A 3,237-nucleotide genomic window follows, 5' to 3' on the forward strand; every position below is an offset into this window, starting at 1 on the left:
CGATTACTAACTTCACATCGAAAACTCAACGACCCCGTGCAGAATACGACCGGAGAATAGATATGCAGATTTCAGAGAAGACCTTCCTCGTGACGGGCGGAAGCTCGGGACTTGGCGCCGCGACGGCCGACATGATCGTCAGTCACGGCGGCAACGTCGTCCTCGCCGACGTCAAGGTGGACGAAGGCCGGCAGAAGGCCGCGTCACTCGGTAAGAAAGCTGTTTTTATCGAGACCGACGTCACTTCCGAGGAGAGCGTGCTGGCAGCCGTTGCAAAGGCCGATGATGCCTTCGGCGGACTGCATGGAGCAGTGAATTGTGCCGGCATCCTGATCGGGAGGCGAACCATCGGCAGGAAAGGGCCTCACGACCTGGAGTCCTTCAGCCGGACCATTACCGTCAACCTGGTTGGCACCTTCAACGTCATTCGACTCGTGGCGGCACGGCTTCAGGAAAACACACCGACCGACGAAGGCGAACGCGGCGTGATCATCAATACGGCGTCCGTAGCGGCGTTCGACGGGCAGATCGGACAGGCCGCCTATTCCGCATCGAAGGGAGGTGTGGTCGGCATGACGCTTCCGATCGCCCGAGATCTCTCTCGAGCCGGCATTCGGGTGATGACAATTGCGCCCGGCATCTTTGAAACCCCGATGGTAGCCGGCATGACAGACGAGGTGCGTGCCTCACTCGGCGAGCAGGTCCCGTTCCCGTCGCGGCTTGGTCGGCCGTCCGAGTACGCGGCACTCGCCGGACATATCATCGAGAACGTCATGCTGAACGGAGAGGTCATCCGGCTTGATGGCGCAATCCGAATGGCACCGAAGTAGACGCCGCCACCGTTTCATTGTATCTAACCGAAACAACATGTCCTTCCTTGCCCGTCACGGCTACCGGATGGCGGTTGCCCTTATTGCATTCGGGATCCTTGTCATGACGAACGCGAGCGCCCAGGATCAAGCAGCAAGCGGTAAGGTCGCGATCGTCGTACATGGAGGCGCCGGCACGATTCTTCGCGAAAACATGTCGGCTGAAAGAGAGGAAGCGTACCGCACCGCACTTGAGCACGCGCTTCGAACGGGACACGCGATACTGACTGCAGGCGGTTCGAGTGTAGACGCCGTGGTAACGGCGATTCAGACCATGGAAGAGTCGCCGCTGTTTAACGCGGGCGTCGGAGCCGTATTCACGAACAAGGGCACGGTGGAGCTGGATGCCTCCATCATGGACGGCCACGATCTGCGAGCCGGTGCAGTGGCCGCTGTGAGCACGGTCAAGAGTCCTATCGAGCTGGCCCGCGTGATCATGGATCAGTCAGTTCACGTCATGATGGTCGGCGAAGGAGCCGAACAGTATGCACAAACGCATGGTCTTGAACTGGTTGACAACTCGCACTTCCACACAGAGCGCCGGTTGCTTCAGCTGAAGCGCGCCCAGGAGCGCGAGGGCGCAGGCGAGGTCGGAGCGGTCATCGGATCCGAGGATCCTGTCGAGGGGCTTGACGAGAAATTCGGCACGGTAGGCGTCGTTGCTCTCGACATGGATGGAGACCTTGCCGCAGGAACGTCGACCGGGGGCATGACCAACAAGCGATTCGGTCGCGTTGGCGACTCACCGATCATCGGCGCGGGTACCTACGCAGACAACGAGTCGTGTGCCGTATCCGCGACCGGGCATGGCGAGTATTTCATCCGGGGCACACTCGCGCACGACGTCTGCGCCATCATGCGATACACCGGGCTGACACTCGTTGAGAGCGCAAACGCCGTGATCCACGGTCGGCTCACCGAGATGGGCGGCACCGGAGGCGTGATCAGTATGGACCGGGACGGCAACATTGCGATGCCGTTCAACACGGCAGGGATGTACCGCGGTTTCATTGACGTGAACGGTGCCCTCTCGATCTCGATCTACAACGACTAACGTGCGGGTGTGACAGGTGGAGGAATCGACGGTGAGTTCGACAGATGTTGAAGAGGCTGAACTGCTGTCTACGTTCGAGCGTCAGCAGGCGAATCAGTATCGCGTAGCGCGCACGGGAGCAGCGGAGCGCATTTCAAAACTGGGGCTGCTGCGCGAAGCGATTCTGGTGCGGAGGGAATCGATCCGGGAGGCCATCTTCGCGGATTTCCGGAAGCCACCTGAGGAAGTCGATCTGACGGAGATTATTCCGCTTCTCCTGGAAATCCGACACGCCCAGCGGAATGTCGCAAAATGGATGCGACCGCTCAAGGTGCCCACATCACTGCCGCTGGTAGGTACCGCTTCCGAGGTGCACTATGAACCGAAAGGTGTCGTCTTGCTCATCTCGCCATGGAACTATCCGTGGATGTTGACCCTCGGGCCCCTTGTCTCAGCCATCGCGGCCGGCAACTGCGCCATTCTCAAGCCGTCGGAGCACACGCCGCACACGTCGCGACTGGTGGCAGAGATGATCGCAGACACGTTCTCGCAGGCAGAGGTGACTGTCTTCAACGGTGATCGACACGTAGCCGCGGCCCTGCTTGACCTGCCATTCAACCATGTGTTCTTCACCGGCAGCCCGGCCGTGGGCAGCATGGTCATGGAGGCCGCCGCACGCAACCTCAGTTCGGTTACGCTCGAACTGGGTGGCAAGTCGCCCGCAATCGTCGACGATTCGGCTGACCTCGAGTCGGCCGCTCTGGCCATCATGTGGGCGAAGTACGCCAACGCCGGGCAGACATGCGTCGCACCCGACTTCGCGCTGGTATCGGAGGCGATTCACGACGACTTTGTCGCTGCCCTTCTGGATGCGGAAAAACGGCTGCACGACGGAGATCAGCTACAGACAGAAGGCTATGCGAGGATCGTGACAAAGCGACATTCCGAACGGATATCCGACCTCATTGTCGATGCCGTTGAAGATGGCGCCGACTGCGTGGTTGGCGGCAGCGGCAATTCTGCCGAGAGGTATATCCCGCCCACGGTTCTCACCGATGTCAAGTGGGATTCGAGAATCATGACGGAAGAGATCTTCGGACCAGTGCTTCCGGTTCTCAAGTACACGTCTCGCGACGCCGTGGTCGAGCGGCTACGTGCAATGCCCATTCCGCTGTCGCTCTATGTGTTCGCAGCCGACCCCGCCGTGGCGGAATTCTGGATCGAGAATACGCGATCCGGTGGGATCGTCATCAACGACGTGGCGATCCATTTCGGAAATCCGGAATTGCCCTTCGGGGGCATGCAGAATTCGGGCATCGGACGGAGTCACGGATA

At 60.1% G+C, this 3,237-nt stretch carries 3 protein-coding genes; all 3 read left to right on the forward strand.

Annotated elements, in window-relative coordinates:
• Positions 1-62 precede the first annotated feature (62 nt).
• Entirely contained in the window at positions 63-830 is a 768-nt protein-coding gene (locus HKN37_01490; GenBank protein NNE45311.1) for a 3-hydroxyacyl-CoA dehydrogenase, read from the forward strand.
• Between the two features lie 67 nt (positions 831-897).
• Positions 898-1,923 (forward strand): isoaspartyl peptidase/L-asparaginase, encoded by a 1,026-nt coding sequence (locus HKN37_01495; GenBank protein ID NNE45312.1) that lies wholly within the window; start codon positions 898-900, stop codon positions 1,921-1,923.
• A gap of 31 nt (positions 1,924-1,954) precedes the next feature.
• The coding region (locus HKN37_01500; protein ID NNE45313.1) for an aldehyde dehydrogenase family protein at positions 1,955-3,237 on the forward strand (1,283 nt) is incomplete at its 3' end.

The organism is Rhodothermales bacterium (assembly GCA_013002345.1).
Lineage (GTDB): Bacteria > Bacteroidota > Rhodothermia > Rhodothermales > JABDKH01 > JABDKH01.